Here is a 1,214-nt window from a genome sequence, read left to right as displayed (position 1 = left end):
GGCGTTGGTCTGTGGCATTTCACAGATCAGATGAATACATCGTATATACCAGACCGAGATTTACGTCAAAAGAATAGTCCGAACACCGGCAGCAAACAAGTTTACGCGAGAATGGGCGTTGAGCCATATCGAGGAGGCGGGCAATGACAGACCCGAACCCAACGCCAACGCCCGCAAATATCGATACGTGGGTGAATGCGGACTTTCAGAGGACGAACTCTCAGACCTGGGCTCCAGCGCAGATGGATTATGAGAGCTGGATGTGTCGAACCGATTCGAAAGCTCCGTATGCTCCGTGGACTGACCCAAACGCTCCCGTCGAATGTAATCACTCAGATCATACCGAGGAGAGTCTTTGCTCTGAATGTCACCATTCAGCACAGTATAAATGGGGATCGGACGGGTCACGGGAGTATGTCCATACCGATCACGAAACCGCTCGCGAGTGGTCCGACAAAGACCCTAACCTCGCTCCCGATCTGGCATTTATTCAAACAGAGAGTGACCCCTTCCTATTCGTGGACGGTGACGATGTTCGATGCCCCGAGACCGGCAAGGTGCATCCAGAGTTTATTGCGATACTCGAAAAACTCGGTATCTCATACGCTGATATATCGCTCTCGGAGAGTGGGTGTCATGTTGTATATCTCGGTGAGATTCCACTTGAAGGCGTGACACAAGCACAATTTGCGATTGATGATGAACCACTCGGAGCGAATGATGATATTCCAGAGGTCGAAATATACCCAAATAAGCATGTCTGTATTGCGACTGGCGAGCATGTCAGAGGGTCCGGGACCGAGGTAACCCAAGTCAATACGGATGCACTCGGGGAGATATTAGAAGAACATGGATTCTCCGAGCGTGACCCGATCAGTGCGGGGAGTGACATTGATATGTCGAATCACTCACCCAACGCAACGACAAGTAACGAAACAACGGGCGAAATTAAAGACCTATTCGCAGCCTTAGACCGAATCGATGCACGGAGAGTCGCGAGTGATACCATCGTGCATAATTGGAATGAGAGCGCGAACACATCAGGCGAGAACAAAGCCTTCAGTCCAACTTGGGGGATCAACGCCAACGGGACCGCGAACATCGTTAATCATGAGATATGGCAAGACACGGGAGGCACGGGCTACGGGGGACCGGATGTGATGGCTGCCATTGATTGCCGAGACCTCCCGAGTTATGATGAACGTACACAACCC

Annotated in this window: 1 pseudogene; it reads left to right on the top strand. The window is 51.3% G+C overall.

What is annotated here, in order from left to right:
* Window positions 1–143: 143 nt before the first annotated feature.
* Window positions 144–1,214 (top strand): annotated as a pseudogene (locus J07HQW2_RS10430) (hypothetical protein); the annotation flags it as partial.

This window comes from Haloquadratum walsbyi J07HQW2, assembly GCF_000415985.1.
Taxonomy (GTDB): domain Archaea; phylum Halobacteriota; class Halobacteria; order Halobacteriales; family Haloferacaceae; genus Haloquadratum; species Haloquadratum walsbyi_B.
The sequence above is the reverse complement of the archived record's forward strand: the minus strand, read 5'-3'. Positions and strand labels throughout refer to the sequence as shown.